Genomic DNA, 17860 nt, shown 5'->3' on the forward strand with positions numbered 1-17860 from the left:
AATACTCCAAAACCTTGACGAAAAATTACGGCATAATGGCCTTAAATAGTTCTTTATTCGCTGTGTATCTGCAATATTTTCTATCTTTCTAGTGCTGAAAGCTCAGAAAATATTCCGAATTCAATTTAGTACTCTTTCTATCGTTTTAATTTTAATCAGTAAACTCGGATATCACCATGTCGCTACTCACAACCTCATCCCAAATGATTACGCTTTATGTCGATGGCGCATGTCGGGGTAATCCTGGTAAAGGCGGTTGGGGTGTTTATGTGGAGTATGCGGATGGCAAAAAAGCAGAGTTTTGTGGCGGAGAACCACATACCACCAATAATCGCATGGAGCTTATGGCTGCAATAGAAGGATTAGCGCGTACAGACCCTACGCTTGCGGCAACGGTATGGACAGACTCGAATTATGTTCAAAAAGGGATTAGCGAGTGGATCCATAATTGGAAGAAAAAAAACTGGAAGAAGAGTGATGGCGGTGCCGTCATCAATGCAGATTTATGGAAAATTCTCGACAAGCTCAGCCAAAATCGAAAAATAGACTGGCGCTGGATTAAAGGTCATGCGGGACATGCTGGCAATGAAAAAGCAGATCAACTGGCAAATCAGGGCTTAGAAACTCAAGGACCGTCTATAGCATTAGCCAATGATAAAAAACAGACACTTGCCGCACATATGGATTCTCCTGAAGATAAGCCACTTATCATTAAAGCCAAAAATACCGAGTCAACTTCGCTGATGGATTTGTTATTGCCACCAGATGAGTTTGATGATTATCAAGAACCAAATTGGTTAAATGAAGAAGATCAAGATCTGTCAGAGTCATATGAACGTTTCGATGAAGCTGAAGAGACATTGGCAACCCAAGGTTCTTTGACACCTACCCTACCTGATGATGCTTATACCGAAGAGTCACAAGGGATAGTTCGCACTCACAATACAGCGCGATTAGATGCATTTACCAGTAGTGGTAAACGTCAGCTCATCTTAGATACAGAAACCACAGGTTTTGATCCCAAAACAGGCGATCGAATTGTCGAAATTGGCGTTATTGAGTTGATTAATCGCAAATTGACTGGAAACTCACTGCATGTTTATCTAAATCCGCAACGGTTAGTTGGTGAGTCGGAAAACATCCATGGTCTCAGCGATGCTTTTTTGAGTGATAAGCCTTTATTTGCTGATATCGCCGATGAGCTTGAGGCATTTTTGGTGGGTGCGGAAGTGATTGCTCATAATGCAAGCTTCGACATGCGCTTCTTGGAAGCCGAAATGGAAATGGCTGGGCGTCGGCCTCTTTCTGAGCAAATCACAGTCACTGATACATTGGCCATTGCGAAGCGCAAACATCCAGGGCAAAAAAACTCGCTGGATGCATTAGCTAAACGTTATGAAATCAAAGAGCGTGATCGTACCTTTCATGGCGCATTACTAGACGCTGAGATTCTAGCGGACGTATATCTGCTGTTGACTGGTGGTCAAGTTACATTGGATATGGATACTCAGGAGGAACGCAGCAATCAAATCAATGAAAGCCGTCCGCGTATTCAGCGTAAACTCGCTGTTGTAAAAGCCCATACAGACGAACTCAATCTTCATCAAGCATGGATAGCGGAAATGGATAGTGGTCGGGATGGCGCTATTTCTATTTGGCATAAATGGGAACAAAGTCAAACTTCATAGCATCATGGATACATCAAGCTGATGTCTAGAACGCGAATCAGTTGGCATTAATGGTTTCTCTTGATTAGCATGCTTATCGAAAGATGAATAAAAAGTGATTAAGCGATCAGCACATTTGGTTTATAGAATAACTTAATTTATGCTTAACCATATATTTCTATTCATATTTAGTGTTTAGTCATGAAACATGATTGAGTTAAATCAGTGATCGTGACATCATTGGATATAGCACGGATTCAACAACAGGAAAGGAACATGCCTGCATCACTCGTCTCAAATCCAAAATCATATTTTGATGTCCAGCACTTTGATATCTCTTCTCTTTATATTGTCAAATCGGAAATCAATGCATCCTTGAATCAGGTCGAGTCTGCATTAAGCTTATTTATTTCAGATCAAAGTGTCACTGTTGGCTTATTTGATGCGGCAGATGCGATGCATCAAGTCACGGGTATTCTCAAATTGTTACGCATGGATGGCGCTATTGAGCTATCAGATGGAATCCGTTTGCTGTTGATTAATATTTCAGAGAATCCGGATACAACAGATGACAGCAAAATCACTGCGCTCAGTGAAGGATTGATGACGCTAACCCGTTATCTTGAATTTGTATTGTTGAATGAAACGTTATCTGCCCAGTTGTTATTACCAATTACCAACCTAATCCGTAATTTATTAGGTCTTCCTTTCCTTTCGGAAGGTTATTATTTACAGCCTTACCTTGATGAGGATGCGATACAAAAAAATGCATCGGCTGCTACAACATCCCCCCTTGCACTACAAGAAAATCAGAAACAAGTCATTAAAGACCAACTTGTACAAATGTTTCAAACAGGCCTACGGGCTGTGTTGCAAAAAAAATCCCAAGCACGTGATTTTGCATTAATGCATAAAGCGACCACATTAATGACGTCTTTGAGCGTCCAACCAGAGGCGCTTTACTGGCAGGTTGCCGCTCAAGTGATTGCAACGCTTAAGCCGAGTAGCCTATTAACGGATAGTCGTAAACGTGTATTGATCCATATTGAGCGACGCATTACTCAGCAAAATACCCCCCTCACACGCGATTCTATTGCGGACCTTCTCGCCATGACTGCGATTATGGATGATGCAAATCCACTATTGGCAAAATTTGGTTTAACTGATTTGGTGAAACCAGATCAAGAAACTCTAAATCATAAGCAGTTTCTATTTGGGCCTGACCAAGAGATGATTCATACGGTTAGTCAATTAGTACATCAAGATATTGCCAAAATTAAAGAGCTTGTGGATCTGATTGTGAATAATCAACAACCCGATGATGCTTTAAACACGTTGAGTAATTCTTTAAAGGAGCTTGGACAGACTTTGGAAGTACTCACTTTAAACTACGCTGGTAAAGGGCTCGTTGATCAAGCAAATCGGGTTAAAGAATGGGTAAGTCTTCCTGATGAAAACCAAATTAACGCATTGATGGATCATCTACTTGATAGTGAAAATGCCATTATTCTTATGGAACAGACCCATACTCCAGGGTTAGTCATGCTACCTTTTACAAATTTACGTATCTCGCTGCATCAGTTGGTCGATGCACGTAGCTTAATCGTTGCAGAAAGCAGAACAAGCTTAGCGGGTGCGATGGACGTTATTCTTTCATATCTCGATAACAATGCAGATGCGACGCAGATACAAAGTATTGCAGAGGCTTGTGAGTCTGTGAGTGGCGCCATGGCGTTTTTAAATGCACCACGCGGACAAGCTATTCTTCGTGCAGCGGCTCAATATGTGCACGAATCATTTGAAATCACACAACCCAGCCTGCAATCCATTGAGTATCTGACGGATGCTATAGCATGTGTTGATTACGTTCTGGAAGGCATGGAGAAGAAAAAACCAGCAGGTGAAAATCCTTACCATTTTGGTGAGCGCAGTTTGGCCAAATTAGGCTATCCTGTTGATCAAATTGCGGCTTAGAAGTTAAAGGATTACCGTGTTGAGTACTTTGCCACCAACTCAAACCAATAATTTTGACGTAAGAACCTACGGACTCCTCATTGATGGCAATGCAATTGCTGTCAATGAAGACGGGCAACTCCCTATCCTTTCAGAAAGCTATCCAACTGATATTGTTATTGCTGTGACAAGTGATGCCACTTTTGTAGCTAGGGCAATGGAGCCTGGACAGGAGTTGGTGGGTTACCCGCTTACACCATTACGTCAGCTTCTGACCCGCTGGTCTACTGCTGAGTTTGAGCGAGCCTCACGTGGTATCCAATTATTAGAGTGGCGCCGGAATCATGGTTACTGTAGCCGCTGTGGCACAGCAACTGTTGCCCATGCCAATGAGTATGCAATGGTTTGTCCTAATTGTGAGTATACGCAGTACCCAAGATTACAGCCTTGCGTTATTGTTGCCATTACACGTAATGATTCTAGTCACCAACATAGTTTACTACTTGCGCGTTCATCCCGATCTAATATGCCGATGTTTAGTTTAATTGCTGGCTTTGTTGAGGTTGGAGAAACACTAGAACAAGCAGTCGCAAGAGAGGTTAAAGAAGAGGTGGGGCTTGATGTCAAAAACATCAGCTACTTGGGTAGTCAACCTTGGCCATTCCCCTCCAATATTATGATTGGATTTCATGCAGAGTACGCAGGTGGTGAATTAGTCTTACAAGAGGATGAAATTGCCGAAGCGGCATTCTATGCCTTCGATCAACTCCCTCTTGTTCCCCCCACTGGGTCTATTGCACACCGAATGATCCAGCAAATCATCAGTCAATATAATCATTAGTCGGCATTTAAACCTTGATAAAAGCGCCACATATCAATCGCCATATCATCTACCGTTCGCACAGCTTCCCACCCTAGTAACCGCTTGGCATGTGTAACATCAGCATAAACACTTGCAGAATCACCCTGACGGCGCGGAACCACCTGATAAGGTAAATCATGCCCGACAGCTTTTGAAAAAGCATTAAGCATCTGCATGACGGAGATCCCTTCCCCGCGGCCCAAATTTAATATTTCAAAAGCCTCAGTTTGCTCGGAGAGCCAAGTAATAGCTTGTGAATGACCACTAATAAGATCCTGGACATGGATATAATCGCGCACTCCAGTACCATCAATGGTTGCGTAATCGTTGCCAAATACCTGTAGATAGGGACGCTCCGCTCTTGCGACTTGAGCAATATAAGGCATTAAGTTATTTGGTATGCCATGCGGTATTTCACCAATCAAACCACTTTCATGAGCACCTGCAGGGTTAAAATACCGTAAAACTGCAATTCGCCAATTTCGTTCAGCGCGTGATAAGTCTTGTAAGATGAATTCGCACATCTGCTTACTACGACCATAGGGTGTGATCGGTGCTTGCTTTGCATCCTCAGCAATCGGGAGTGACTCAGGTTCACCATAGACAGCGGCAGTTGAACTAAAAACAATAGTTTTAACGTTTGTAGATTTCATCACCTGTAAAAGCGAAATGAGACCATTAACATTATTATCATAATAATCTAAAGGCTGGGAAATTGACTCATTGACAGACTTTGATCCAGCAAAGTGCACGACACTGGTCACCGAAAATTTTTCAAATATTTGCTGCAACTGTTTTTTTGCTCTGACATCCATCTGAACAAATGGAATCTCACGCCCGACTAATTGTTTCAAGCGATGCAAGACCGAAATATTTGAATTTGAAAGGTTATCGAGCAAGACAACATCATGGCCCTCTTCAACGAGTCGTGCAGCCATATGCGAACCTAAATAACCAAGTCCGCCTGTGAGTAAAATCATCTACTTTCCTTACGCAATATCTTTGACTATGAATTCTTGATAACTGCTATTATGCCCATGAATTCAATCTTGCTAATCCTATACTTTTTTATGAGCAGCGTCTTACTTTTATTGACAGAACCCATGACCTCTCCACTGGCATGGTATAGTGTCGAGCTAGCAAAATCACTACTTCAACAAGGCGCACAGGTTAAATTATTTTTCTACCAAGATGCTGCAAGCATTGCCAATCGCCTGAATTGGCGGCCAAGTGATGAACCTAATTTGGCGCAATTATGGCATCAACTTGATTTAGACTGTGCCGTTTGTGTTAGTGCTGCTTTACTCCGCGGTGTTACCGATAAAGATAATGCAACACGTCACCAGTTAGAAGGTGAAAACATTGCTGAAGGATTTCGTTTAGTGGGTTTGGGTGATCTTGCCGATTCAATGTTGCAGGTCGACCGCGTTATTCACCTTTAATCTGATAAATTTACTGGCTTATTCTTTGCGAAAAGTAGTGTTATAAACCGCTCTATGCAGAGCATTTTTTATGCAGTACGTCCAATACTTATATGAAAACACTCCTCATCATCATTAGTCAGAGTCCACTTCAAGGACAATTACTACTAGAATCGCTTTCCGCAGTGATGGTGCTGGCGACGTATGGTATCCAAATTAAAATAGTGCTGACTGGTGATGGGATTGGCTTATTAAGAGTACCTCTCATTAACGAAGAAAATACGCTACACCCTTTTAAGTCTGCTCACGCCTTAATCGAAAGTTTTGAATTCTATGATTTACTTCCGATATGGGTAGACCAAACCAACGCAGAACAACATCAATCAACACTCAGTGAGACCATGATCGAGTATGAACTCGTTGAATTAAACTCAGCAGTATTGGGATCATATGACGGGGTGCTGAGATGGTAAATATCGTGCAAAATAATACAGAGACACTAAAAATAGAATCTTGCAATAATACTTTACATCTGCTCACTGCAGCCCCACGTTACTGGCCAGTACTATTGCCACAGCTTCAGTCGGTGTGGCAATGGGGTGATTTACTGCTTTTGATAGCAGAAGCGGCGCAGGGTTATCATTCGATAAAATTAGCATCATTTGATCATACTGCAATTCTGCAGTCAGACATGCAACTGTTGGGTATCGCTCCAAACGATGCTAACCCCATACAAATTGTGACTATAGATCAGTGGGCCGAATGGACCCTCGTATTTCAACGAACCTTGACATGGCGCTGTTAAATCGAATGAAAGACAAAGGCATCTCAAAAGATCAATTGACCCAAGAACTGATATTGCCCATCGAAATACCTACAGTAGACTCAGATGGTCATTTAATCAATCACCTAGAATGGACACCCGAAGTTGCGCATTTGTTGGCAGCACATGACGATCTTGTCTTGACGGAGGTACATTTACAGGTACTTTTCGCAATGCGGATTTTTTATCAACGATTTGAACATGCGCCAGCAACTCGCCCCTTGATCAAGTTTTTGTTGCAATCAATCGGTCCTGAAATGACAAACGCTCATCTCATGGCACTCTTCAACACGGGCCTCGTTGCACGCACTCTGGCGCGTTTGTCTGGATTACCAAAACCAGCGAATTGCTTATAAGATTCACCCCATCAAGTTACATGTTATCTTTAACTAATAACATGTAACAATTATTATTCAATAATATTAGGGGATTATTCTTGTCTCGGTATGTCGAGTTCTGTCATCGGCCAACGTGGTGTCGTCGTCACGGCAAGTTCATCATGCTGCCCGGCTTTTAGTCGTTGCCACCCAGCAAAAGCAATCATGGCACCATTATCAGTACAGAGGGCGGGTTCAGCGTAATAAACTTTTGCAGCAATCCGCTTGAGCTCCTCCTGTAATCGTGTTCTAAGCGCCTGATTTGCACTGACACCCCCTGCAATAACCAAGCGTTTAAGACCAGTTTGCTTAAGTGCACGAACACATTTTTTGACTAAGGTATCTACCATCGCTTCTTGAAAACTCGCTGCCAAATCGGCATCGCGTCCTTGGCCTTCAATTTTTTTATATTGATTCAGAACAGCAGTTTTCATACCACTAAACGAGAAATCTAGACCTTGATGCAACATGGGGCGCGGTAAATTAAATGCTTGTGGGTCACCTGATTCAGCCAATTTCGCTACATTGGGTCCACCGGGGTATGGCAAGTTCATCATTTTTGCAACCTTGTCGAATGCCTCACCTGCTGCATCATCAATCGACTCACCCAATAATTCATATTGACCAATGCCATAGGCAGCCATAAGCTGACTATGCCCCCCTGACACAAGCAATGCAACAAAAGGAAACTCTGGGGGCGCCTCAGATAACAAAGGGGCTAACAAATGCCCTTCCATGTGGTGTACGCCGATCGCTGGAATGTCTAATGCAAAAGCCAGCGTACGCCCAAATAATGCGCCAGTCATCAGCGCACCCATGAGGCCAGGGCCTCGCGTAAATGCGATTGCATCAAGATCAGACTTCTTAGTTTGGGTTTGTGATAGAAGCGTTTCTAATAAAGGAATCATTTTGCGGACATGATCACGCGATGCCAGTTCGGGTACGACACCGCCATACTCAGCATGTAATGCGATTTGACTATGTAGAACTTGTCCAAGCAAACCTTTTTCGCTATCAAATAAAGCCAAACCGGTCTCATCACATGATGTTTCCAAACCCAAAACCAGCATAAAATCAACCTTTACAATAATCAGAAGACCACCTAAGGTGCGCATTATAGAGTTTTCATTGTGATTTAATGAAAAAAATTTGCAAAAAACCTGTATATATCTACGTTTCATGGTTGTCACCCATAAAACTTCACGGTAGAATAGCCGCCTTCGTCTAACCAAGACGGATGTTTATTGATCACGGCGAAAATTGTGTTAAAATGAGCATCTGTAGACCAACCGATATTGAATCACTGAACCTAAACTGAACAATAAGTTCGAGGAAGTTACATGCCACAAGTTAAGCTTAAAGAAGGCGAACCAGTTGACGTCGCAATCCGCCGTTTCAAACGTTCATGCGAAAAAGCAGGCGTTTTGGCTGATGTACGTAAACGTGAGTTCTATGAAAAGCCGACTCAAGAGCGTAAACGTAAAAAAGCAGCGGCTGTGAAACGCCACGCTAAAAAACTGTCACGTGAATCTGTACGTACAACTCGCTTGTACTAAGATGATTTTCACACATTGGTGAATTCATTAATGTGTCAGTAAATGCGTTATCAGATTTAAAGCCGAGCTCAATGTCTCGGCTTTTATCTTTTTAGCTACATGTTTAACGCCTCTTTTAAATTTATTGTCATTCCAAATAAGGATATTTCATTTCATGTCCGAGCTAAAACTCCGTTTAACCGAATCAGTCAAGTCTGCAATGCGCGAGCGTTTATCTGATCGCTTATCCGTACTTCGTGGTGTACAAGCAGCAATCAAACAAATTGAAGTTGATACGCGCGAGGAGTTAGATGATGCCCGTGTTTTAGCATTGCTGGAAAAACAACTCAAACAACGTAAAGAGTCCATTAGTGCATACACGAATGCAGGACGTGATGATCTTGCGCAAAAAGAGCAATTTGAACTGGAAGTGATCAGTGAGTTTTTGCCGGTTGCGATGACGAGTGAAGAACTTGAAGCACTCATTGCAAATGAAATCACTGCCCAAGGCGCAACCAGTATCCGTGATATGGGAAAAGTTATGAATGCACTGCGGCCTTTGATAGCTGGTCGTGCTGATGCTAGTGATGTCTCTGCGCGTATCAAAGCAAAATTATCGGTTTAATTGAAATATTGGGTATATTTGGTTGTTTTAAAACTTAATAAAAAAAGCCAAATATACCTCAAATATTGATTGCAGACTTGCGAACTCTAAGGCTTTCCATTCTTCAGAGTTAATAATACCCAAAACTATAAGTCTTTCAGCTTCTCTTTCATTTTTTGCTCCATATATTTAGTGCGCTGCGCAATGAGTTCAAACTCAACCGATTTTTTATCTGCAAGCGCTTCTGCTCGATCAAGTGAACGTAAAGCAGAGTCTATATTACCTTGCCAAAATAGCATTTCAGCACGATATCTCAGGACAGTAATCGCATTTTTATTTGTGGCGGGAAGTTTTTCTGCAGCCTCCTTCATCAATTGCCAGAGCTGAATATCTTGAGGTCGTTTAAGTGTCCAGGGACGCAGTAACTCAATTGCAGTTTGCCCTTGACCTAAAAGCACATAGCCCCGTGCTAAAGTCATGATGATTGGGCGGCTTTCAGGCATAACTCGCGATAAAGGTTCAAGCAGTTTGATTGCTATAGCAGACTTATTATCAGCGATCTCAATTTCAGCTGCAGTGATTGTTACATAAGCCGAATCTGGATAGCGTGTGAGTAAGGGGGTGACAAGTTTTCTGGCTTCAACAATTCTTCCTGCTTTTTGGTATAAATACGCTAAAGCAAGTGCAGCTGCATCATCTGTTTTTGCTTGTGGAATCAATGCCGCAATATTAGTTGTATTCGTTACAGCGGCAACACGCAATTGCATTACATGAAATGCATCAAGCTGTGCAGAACCTAATATGCTATTACTCTGATTCATTATAGAAGAAGCTGATCTGACTTGATCCAAACTATATTGGTTTGCTCTGAGCCTTGCTTCGCTAATACGTTCACTTGTTAAGGGGTGAGTTAATATAAATGACGGGACAAAGCCGACCATTCTGGTTTTCTTCTGCATAATCTCAAAAAAATCAGGCATTGCTCTAGGATCATAACCCGCACTTTGCATGAGCTGCATCCCGACTCGATCAGCTTCCCGCTCATTATCCCTACTGTATGCAAGTTGTTGACTCATCAATGAAGCTTGCGTTCCCATAAAAAGTGCGGATGAAGTATCTCCATCTTTTTTTGCCAAGGCAATTGCAGCAATGGCTCCACCTAATGCCCACCATTTTTGATTTTTCATCGCATCAGTCTGGCGACTATAGTGACGCTGACTCACATGCGCGATTTCATGTGAAAGTACTCCTGCAACCTCATCTGCATTATCCGCACTGAGCAGTAATCCCGTGTTCATTGCAACTAAGCCTCCCGGTACAGCAAAGGCATTAATTTCCTCATCTTGGATGAGTAATAGTGCAGTTGGTGTTCCCAGCAAGGTTTGAGCATAAATCCGCCGATACATCCGCTCCAAGTCATCCTGAATCAAGGGATCATCGACCACAGGCACTTCTTTATTAATTTCTCGTAATACTGCTTCGCCAATAGCCTTATCCCGCGCTTGATCAATTAATCCAGGCTGGGAACCTAAAGTGGGTAAAATGTAGCTTTCACTTGAGGAGTGGACCTGCGTATCCCAAACATCTGACTCTATCTTGGCATGAGTGAGCATTGGACATATTGCGGAGATGCCCAGTGTCCATAGAATAAGATTACATCTTATTAGCATGCTAAAATAACTCATCATGATCAATATTCATCAATTATCAAGTGGTAATCTTCAGAGCGATAGTATGATTTTGCAACGAAAATCATCTCTTTATGAAACATTTCTAGCCTAGCCGATAAAGATGAATCTATACTGACACACTTGAAAGTTTTAGATATGGAAGTGAGTCCTAAGCACCATGATATTTGAAATTGATACCAGTGGTTTACACTGCCCTATGCCATTACTCAAACTTAAAATGACTTTACGTCAACAAGCTGATCAAGCTGATGATGTGCATATTCGCCTTATTTCGACAGATCCAATGAGTCAACAAGATATCAAGCGATATTGTGATATTGCAGACTTAGTCTGTATTCAACATCCTAACGACGATAAACAAAATAAGTTTATTTTTGATATTCATAAAAAATGATACAACAAACAACCACTCTTTATACACTCTGGTTAGCTTACATTCTTGTTTAAACAATTTAAATCCGAAACTAAACTTAGATAAACAAAGCTTTGAATAACTTATACAAAGTACCAACGCATACAAACTATAATAGCCCCTCTTCCTTGCATTCTCTCTGATTTTTCTCAGAAATTTTCGAATTGCAGATTTACGTCATTCTATTTATTAAGCCTTCAAAAATAAAATTTTATTTTTAATAATCTTTTTCATCTTATATTTAAGGAGCTCTTATGCAATTGAGTATCGATGAGCTTACAAGGTCAACACAGACTTGGCTTCCAGTCATCATGCAATACAGTGGTAAGTTACTTTTAGCACTCATTACACTGATTATCGGTTGGTGGCTAATCAACAAACTGACTCAAAAGATTGGATGGATCTTACGCACAAAAAACGTCGATCCGGCATTGCACAGTTTTATTTGTACGATAGCAAACATCCTCCTTAAAGTTCCTTTAATGATCAGTGTCGCATCAATGATCGGTATAGAAACCAGTTCATTTATTGCTGCGCTTGGCGCTATTGGACTAGCGATTGGACTGGCATTGCAAGGAAGTTTGGCCAACTTTGCAGGTGGCGTATTAATTCTATTATTCCGTCCTTTTCGTATCGGAGACTGGATAGAAGCGCAAAGTGGGGTGAGTGGTAATGTCGATAGCATCCAGATTTTTCATACAACGTTGAAAACAGCAGACCATAAGGTTGTGATCGTACCCAATGGCAGCCTATCAAATGGAAATATTACTAATTACTCACGTGAGCCCATGCGTCGTATCGATATTAACCTAGGGATCGACTACGATAGTGATATTAAACGTGCTCGTGAGGTATTACTGAATATAGCCCGTGATCAACGCGTTTTTGCAACGCCAGAAGCAGCAGTTCATGTGACGGGACTAGGTGATAATGCCATCAATATTACGTTACGAATTTGGGTAGCCAATGCAGATTATTGGCCTGTCACTTTCGACTTCATGGAGCAAGCTAAAGAACAATTAACCGATGCAGGTATTGGCATCCCCTTTCCTCAGCGAGTCGTTCATTTGGTTCAAAGTTGAATTAATTAAGCCATCGTTGGGGTTATTAGGGCTGCTATATTACAGTTTGTGGCAGCCCCCAATTATCATGATTTATCCAATATGCCTCCAATCATTCAATTTGAAACAAAGCGCCTGTTACTTCGTCAATGGCAACTTTCGGATTACCCGTTATTTTCGGAATTAAATGCTGATCCAGTGGTAATGGCACACTTTCCTTCTACATTGAGCGTCAGTGAAAGTGATGCCATGGCAACGCGCTGTCAATCTTTGATTGCGGAGCGAGGTTGGGGATTATGGGCTGTAGAGGTTAAGACATCGCAGCAATTCATTGGTTTTGTGGGGTTGCATATTCCGACCGCGACACTACCCTTTTCTCCATGTGTAGAAATAGGCTGGCGCCTAGCAGCTGAGTTCTGGGGACAAGGGTTTGCGACGGAAGCAGCCTGCCATGTTTTACAGATTGGGTTTGAAGTCCTTCATTTATCAGAGATTGTTTCTTTTACTGCTTTATTAAATCAGAAATCGCAAAGGGTCATGGAGCGAATTGGGATGCGTCATATACAGGAAAATTTCGAGCATCCCTCAGTTGCAATAGGCAGCCCGCTTCGAGCACACTGCCTATATAGGCTTTCATATCATCAGTGGAAACACCAGCAAAATAATCTAATCGATCGCTCGGACAACTAATACAGTGCCTTCTATTGCGATGACTTTTACCTTGGTTCCTTCTGCTAGTGATAGCCCATCTTCTGTTCGTGCTAGCCAGAAACTATCCCCTACGCGGACTTGAGCCGTCGGCTCAAGCGCACGCGAAAGAATCAATACATGATCAATGAGATGATGCTGAATTTCCGAAATCACAGGTTTTTCTAAAGCTGTTTGTTGCTGGCGCCAGCGCGCCCAAATGATCAAAAATATCGTTGATAGAATGGCAAAAACGATACCCTGACCAAATGGCGGCAGGATCCATGTCACAGCAACAGTGATCAGTGCAGCCAGACTTAAACATAGACAGAATAGAATTCCTGTCATTAGTTCAGCAATAAGCATAATGCTGGAAATGATCAGCCAAAATACCCAAGCACTCATGTGCGATCCTGTGGCGGTGTGAATCGTGATGGTTTAGGGGGAGCGACAGAGGTCGCTTGCCCAGTACGTTCAGACAAGAGTTCAGCAACGCCCCCGACAGCGCCTACTAACGCAGAAGCATCAAGCGGCATAAATATAACCTTACTATTTGTGCTTTTCGCCATGTCCTTGAGGGATTCAACATATTTTTGTGCAATGAAATAGTTCAAGGCTTGAACGTTACCATTGGTCAATGCCTCACTAACTTGGCGTGTTGCAGTGGCTTCAGCTTCAGCGAGTCGCTCACGGGCCTCGGCTTGTAAAAAAGCTGCTTGTCTTTCACCCTCAGCTTTAAGGATCTGAGCCTGTTTTTCACCTTCTGCAGTCAGAATTTCAGCTTGGCGACGACCTTCCGCCTCAAGTACATAGGCACGTTTAGTTCGCTCAGCTTTCATCTGAGAAGCCATCGCGTTGACCAAATCAGCGGGTGGATTAATATCTTTAATCTCAATCCGCGTCATTTTTACTCCCCAAGGCGATGTTGCATGGTCAATCGAAGACAATAACTGACCATTAATCTGATCACGCTGCGATAACATGGCATCCAATTCCATTGAACCGATGACGGTACGAATATTGGTCATGACAAGATTGTTAAGGGCTATGGGGAGATTACTAACTTCGTAAGATGCCTTATAAGCATCCATGATTTGATAAAAACAGACGGCATCAATCGTAACACCAGCGTTATCACGTGAGATGACTTGTTGTGGAGGAACATTTAATAACTGCTCCATCACATTGACCCGCTTTCCAACTTTTTCAATAAAAGGAGTAATAAAAGCCAAGCCAGGCTCAAGCGTGCGACTATATTTACCAAAACGCTCAATGGTATATAGAAAACCCTGAGGGACTATCTTAATAGCCTGTAGCCCGATAAATACCACCAAAACCAAAAGAACAATCAAAAAACTTCCAAGCATATCATTACTTCCCTAGATAATCTGACGCTAAGATTAAGTTCTGACGTCAGTATTAGAATTACATCTCAAATATAACTGATTCAGATCAGCATATTCTGTCCATGATGTAACTTAATATGCATGGTTTGATGAGTCAAAATCATGTCACCATACATTTTGCATCAATTTATCGTATACGCGCAGCGGATCTTGCATCGAGCATTGCGGCCCTCATGTCTCGAATCGCAGCTTCAAGACCAATGAAAATACTATCTGCAATTAATGCATGACCAATATTTAACTCATGGATCGTTGGAATTGCTGCAATTGCTGCGACATTACTGATATTTAGACCATGACCTGCATTAACAATCAAATCTAAATCCACAGCATAAGCCGTTACATCGGTAATCCGCTCTAGTTCTAATAACTGATGGTCACCAACTGCTTCTGCATATGAGCCCGTATGGAGCTCTACTACAGGAGCACCGCAGGCAATCGCAGCATCAATTTGCTGTACGCAAGGATCAATAAACAATGACACCTCACACCCCGCCTTGGTAAGTACTTCCACAGCATGTTGAATTTTTTTATGTTGGCGGACCACATCAAGCCCGCCCTCGGTCGTAAGCTCATTGCGTTTCTCTGGGACTAGGCAAACATGTTGAGGTCGAATTTCACATGCAAAATCAATCATAAAATCTGTAACAGCAATTTCCAGATTCATTCGTGTTTGTAAGAGAGGGCGCATACGACGGACATCGTCATCTTGTATATGCCGACGGTCTTCTCGTAAATGTAAAGTGATGCCGTCGGCTCCAACACGTTCACATAGGAGTGCTGCTGCCACTGGATCAGGGTATGCGGTGCCACGTGCTTGACGCAAAGTGGCGACATGGTCGATATTTACCCCAAGTAAAAGCGACATTTTTAAGCTCCTATAATTTGTGTTAGATCATGATATTAATAAGCATATAACGATTATGGTTTAATGCTGTTGATATACGTCAAAAGATAACCTAATTCCCTATTCTTCGTTCAAAGCTTTAATATACGCTTGATGGATAGGACACACTGTTTATCTTTTTATATAGCGTAAACGAACTATCGTAAGGTATGCACAATTTTTAAGCTTGTCTCTAGTCTGCATAAACGCATAATATTATTTCGAAATATTTGTCTTACTGGATATCCAAAGAGCCCGACTTTTTAAAGGTTTATCACCTAATTGTGCCGCCAACGCATTACGCAAAATTCGCGTTAACATGGGAAGAGACTCTTCGGCAAGTATGAGTGGAACCTCATCACTTAGATCACCCATTGCTAATAATGACATACCGGTTTCACCCGAGGTATGAAGCGCAAAACCCTCATCTCTCTGATAACGGTATAGCAAATGAGGTTGAATGGGTACACCTAAACGATCATTTTTAAAGTCTATGGCATACCCCAGCTGTGACAAAAGAACGAGTTCAAAACGCCTTAAGGTTGCGATTAAAGATTGCTGGTCAGCAAGAGCCTGCAAAGCATGGGTATAGGCAGTCACGACGATAGGCAAAGGCTCTTGATGAGGCAGTAGCCTCACTAATAATTCATTTAAGTAGAATCCAGCAAATAGCGCGTCTCCGGAGAGTACGTTCGCAGTCCCCACCGTTTCAGCTTTAGCAAAAGTTTTAAGGGTTGATTTTCCTGTTGCGAATAGGAGTGTCGGCTGATAAAGCGAAGGGATACTCTGCCGAGCAATCCCATCTACCCGTCCGGCTTCAAATGATAAGAAGTTTACAAGCTTACTATTTTCACGATAAGCACGCTGATGTAGAACATAACCGTGAAGCGGTTCGTTACGCATCATAAATTCCGTTTAGCTGATTGATTAAACTTATATCAACTCGCAGCGTCACTTTTACTCGTATCTTTTTTATCATCATCTTTCTTGTCTTTGCTATCGGGCGTTAAAAGGTCAACTGTTCCCCCGACTACGGCTGCCGTTCCTTTAACTGCAACTTTAGTGACGTCATAAGCGATGCCAAGTGGAACAGTCACAATATCCGTAATACAACCTGATAATAAGAGGCTCGATGATGCGATACAGGCCAATAAAACTTTCTTCATTACACTTCCCTTTCCTTGAAATAAAATACTTGTTAGATATCACCGTAACCGAGACTTTTTAATGCTCGCTCATCATCAGACCAGCCCCCTTTTACTTTAACCCACAGCGTCAGCATGATCTTCTGCTCAAGTAGCTTTTCCATATCTTGCCTTGCTTCTACACCAATCTGCTTTAAACGTGAACCTTTATCACCGATCACAATGGCTTTTTGGCCCTGACGTTCAACGAGAATCGTGGCATCAATGAAAGTACAAGCGGCTTTCTTCTGCCCATTTGCTTTAACCGCTTCGGGCTCTTGTTTAAAACTTTCAATTTGTACCGTCAGGTCATAAGGAATTTCCTCGCCCAATTGACGCATAATTTTTTCGCGAATTATTTCAGAAACTAAGAATCGTGCAGGACGATCCGTAATTTGATCTAATCCGTAAAGGGGGGGAGAAAAAGGAAGATGTTGTCCAATAACTTCATGTAAACGATCTAAATTAGAACCTCGTAAAGCAGATACCGGTACAATTTCGCTAAACTTCATCCGTGTAGATAAACGTTCGATATGCGGTAGAAGTGTATTTTTATTGTCCAGCGTATCGGACTTATTAATCACTAGCACGACTGGCATTTCAGCATGAATCAGCTTCTCAAGGACTAATTCATCGTCTGGAACCCATTTCAAAGCATCTACGACGAATAAAACAAGGTTCACGTCCCGTAGCGCAGATGTAGCCGCTTTGTTCATCATGCGATTGATTGCACGTACTTCTTTCTTATGCATGCCTGGCGTATCAACATAAACCGCTTGTACATTATCACGGGTATCAATTCCAACGATTTTATGACGGGTTGTTTGCGGTTTACGCGAAGTAATCGAAAGTTTTTGTCCGAGTAGATGATTCATCAAAGTCGACTTTCCAACATTAGGACGTCCGACAATCGCGACAAACCCTGCCCGAAAATCAGCGGGAACGACGGGAGAGTCTTTAAAAAATTGACTAATAAGGTCATCTGCAACAGCTTTGTTCTGTTGTTTTGGTTGATTTGCAGAACTAGCGGAGCTTTCTTCAGTGATGTCAATTTTATGATAAGTCAACGTGTCAAGCTCTTCACTGGTGAGTTGAGACGCGTCATTATCCAGAAAGTGTTCAGGCAAGTCGTATTTGTTCGAAGGATTGCTGTTTGAATTAGTCATTGTATTATCGCTTAAATAAAGAAGAGGTGATCTCGAAGGCTTTAAAAAAACCATCGAACAAATAAATCTACATATCAAATATACGTTGATTACGGGTCATTGTTGGAGATGTCTTGGTAATTATA

At 42.0% G+C, this 17860-nt stretch carries 21 protein-coding genes; 12 read left to right on the forward strand and 9 right to left on the reverse strand.

The genetic code is table 11. The annotated features are described in order from the left end of the window. Positions 1 to 176 precede the first annotated feature (176 nt). From dnaQ to nudC, 3 genes are all read left to right on the forward strand, one after another. Positions 177 to 1688 (forward strand): DNA polymerase III subunit epsilon, encoded by a 1512-nt coding sequence (gene dnaQ, locus HYN46_RS07700; protein ID WP_114898838.1) that lies wholly within the window; start codon positions 177 to 179, stop codon positions 1686 to 1688. A 255-nt stretch (positions 1689 to 1943) separates the two neighbouring features. Further along, positions 1944 to 3641, forward strand: a complete 1698-nt coding sequence (locus tag HYN46_RS07705) for a hypothetical protein (RefSeq protein ID WP_114898839.1) — start codon at positions 1944 to 1946, stop codon at positions 3639 to 3641. A 124-nt stretch (positions 3642 to 3765) separates the two neighbouring features. After that, positions 3766 to 4461: an NAD(+) diphosphatase gene (gene nudC / locus HYN46_RS07710; protein WP_407640797.1), complete on the forward strand. Its 696-nt coding sequence runs from the start codon at positions 3766 to 3768 to the stop codon at positions 4459 to 4461. On the opposite strand, the gene galE is transcribed toward nudC, so the two are convergent. Continuing rightward, positions 4458 to 5462, reverse strand: coding sequence for a UDP-glucose 4-epimerase GalE (gene galE, locus HYN46_RS07715; protein ID WP_114898840.1), 1005 nt, complete (start codon positions 5460 to 5462; stop codon positions 4458 to 4460). The genes nudC and galE overlap by 4 nt on opposite strands. A gap of 90 nt (positions 5463 to 5552) precedes the next feature. Here galE and tusD point away from each other — a divergent pair, with 90 nt between their 5' ends. From tusD to HYN46_RS07735, 4 genes are all read left to right on the forward strand, one after another. Further along, positions 5553 to 5924 carry a sulfurtransferase complex subunit TusD gene (tusD, locus tag HYN46_RS07720; RefSeq protein WP_114898841.1) on the forward strand — a complete coding sequence of 124 codons (372 nt, stop codon included), beginning with the start codon at positions 5553 to 5555 and terminating at the stop codon, positions 5922 to 5924. Positions 5925 to 6016: 92 nt separating this feature from the next. Beyond that, positions 6017 to 6376, forward strand: coding sequence for a DsrE family protein (locus HYN46_RS07725; protein ID WP_114898842.1), 360 nt, complete (start codon positions 6017 to 6019; stop codon positions 6374 to 6376). Positions 6377 to 6381: 5 nt separating this feature from the next. Further along, on the forward strand, positions 6382 to 6708 hold the full coding sequence (locus HYN46_RS07730; protein WP_162818118.1) for a hypothetical protein: 327 nt from the start codon (positions 6382 to 6384) through the stop codon (positions 6706 to 6708). Further along, positions 6696 to 7082, forward strand: coding sequence for a TusE/DsrC/DsvC family sulfur relay protein (locus HYN46_RS07735; RefSeq protein WP_407640777.1), 387 nt, complete (start codon positions 6696 to 6698; stop codon positions 7080 to 7082). The genes HYN46_RS07730 and HYN46_RS07735 overlap by 13 nt, the downstream gene beginning before the upstream one ends. A gap of 74 nt (positions 7083 to 7156) precedes the next feature. Here the strand turns inward: HYN46_RS07735 and tsaD are convergent, their stop codons facing one another. Next, complete coding sequence (tsaD, locus tag HYN46_RS07740) at positions 7157 to 8173, reverse strand: tRNA (adenosine(37)-N6)-threonylcarbamoyltransferase complex transferase subunit TsaD (protein ID WP_114900675.1); 1017 nt, start codon at positions 8171 to 8173, stop codon at positions 7157 to 7159. A gap of 270 nt (positions 8174 to 8443) precedes the next feature. Between tsaD and rpsU the strand changes: the two genes are divergently transcribed. Both rpsU and HYN46_RS07750 read left to right on the forward strand, forming a co-directional pair. After that, positions 8444 to 8659, forward strand: a complete 216-nt coding sequence (rpsU, locus tag HYN46_RS07745) for a 30S ribosomal protein S21 (protein WP_114898844.1) — start codon at positions 8444 to 8446, stop codon at positions 8657 to 8659. Between the two features lie 154 nt (positions 8660 to 8813). Next, complete coding sequence (locus HYN46_RS07750) at positions 8814 to 9263, forward strand: GatB/YqeY domain-containing protein (protein ID WP_114898845.1); 450 nt, start codon at positions 8814 to 8816, stop codon at positions 9261 to 9263. Between the two features lie 125 nt (positions 9264 to 9388). On the opposite strand, the gene HYN46_RS07755 is transcribed toward HYN46_RS07750, so the two are convergent. Continuing rightward, a complete protein-coding gene (locus tag HYN46_RS07755; RefSeq protein ID WP_162818119.1) occupies positions 9389 to 10912 on the reverse strand; it encodes a M48 family metalloprotease in 1524 nt (507 codons plus the stop codon). Positions 10913 to 11090: 178 nt separating this feature from the next. Here HYN46_RS07755 and HYN46_RS07760 point away from each other — a divergent pair, with 178 nt between their 5' ends. From HYN46_RS07760 to HYN46_RS07770, 3 genes are all read left to right on the forward strand, one after another. After that, on the forward strand, positions 11091 to 11327 hold the full coding sequence (locus tag HYN46_RS07760; protein ID WP_114898847.1) for a sulfurtransferase TusA family protein: 237 nt from the start codon (positions 11091 to 11093) through the stop codon (positions 11325 to 11327). 272 nt (positions 11328 to 11599) lie between these two features. Continuing rightward, positions 11600 to 12427: a mechanosensitive ion channel family protein gene (locus HYN46_RS07765; RefSeq protein ID WP_114898848.1), complete on the forward strand. Its 828-nt coding sequence runs from the start codon at positions 11600 to 11602 to the stop codon at positions 12425 to 12427. A gap of 81 nt (positions 12428 to 12508) precedes the next feature. Continuing rightward, positions 12509 to 13096, forward strand: a complete 588-nt coding sequence (locus tag HYN46_RS07770; RefSeq protein ID WP_114898849.1) for a GNAT family N-acetyltransferase — start codon at positions 12509 to 12511, stop codon at positions 13094 to 13096. On the opposite strand, the gene HYN46_RS07775 is transcribed toward HYN46_RS07770, so the two are convergent. The 6 genes from HYN46_RS07775 to era form a co-directional block, all read right to left on the reverse strand. Further along, entirely contained in the window at positions 13073 to 13498 is a 426-nt protein-coding gene (locus HYN46_RS07775; protein WP_114898850.1) for an NfeD family protein, read from the reverse strand. The genes HYN46_RS07770 and HYN46_RS07775 overlap by 24 nt on opposite strands. Then, complete coding sequence (locus HYN46_RS07780) at positions 13495 to 14460, reverse strand: SPFH domain-containing protein (protein WP_114898851.1); 966 nt, start codon at positions 14458 to 14460, stop codon at positions 13495 to 13497. The genes HYN46_RS07775 and HYN46_RS07780 overlap by 4 nt, the downstream gene beginning before the upstream one ends. Positions 14461 to 14626: 166 nt before the next feature. Beyond that, positions 14627 to 15367 carry a pyridoxine 5'-phosphate synthase gene (gene pdxJ / locus HYN46_RS07785; protein WP_114898852.1) on the reverse strand — a complete coding sequence of 247 codons (741 nt, stop codon included), beginning with the start codon at positions 15365 to 15367 and terminating at the stop codon, positions 14627 to 14629. Positions 15368 to 15601: 234 nt separating this feature from the next. Beyond that, entirely contained in the window at positions 15602 to 16291 is a 690-nt protein-coding gene (gene recO, locus HYN46_RS07790; protein WP_114898853.1) for a DNA repair protein RecO, read from the reverse strand. A gap of 32 nt (positions 16292 to 16323) precedes the next feature. Further along, complete coding sequence (locus tag HYN46_RS07795) at positions 16324 to 16551, reverse strand: NF038104 family lipoprotein (protein WP_114898854.1); 228 nt, start codon at positions 16549 to 16551, stop codon at positions 16324 to 16326. A gap of 32 nt (positions 16552 to 16583) precedes the next feature. Beyond that, entirely contained in the window at positions 16584 to 17735 is a 1152-nt protein-coding gene (gene era, locus HYN46_RS07800; RefSeq protein WP_114898855.1) for a GTPase Era, read from the reverse strand. Between the last annotated feature and the right edge of the window lie 125 nt (positions 17736 to 17860).

The sequence above is a fragment of the Aquirhabdus parva genome, from assembly GCF_003351745.1.
Lineage (GTDB): Bacteria > Pseudomonadota > Gammaproteobacteria > Pseudomonadales > Moraxellaceae > Aquirhabdus > Aquirhabdus parva.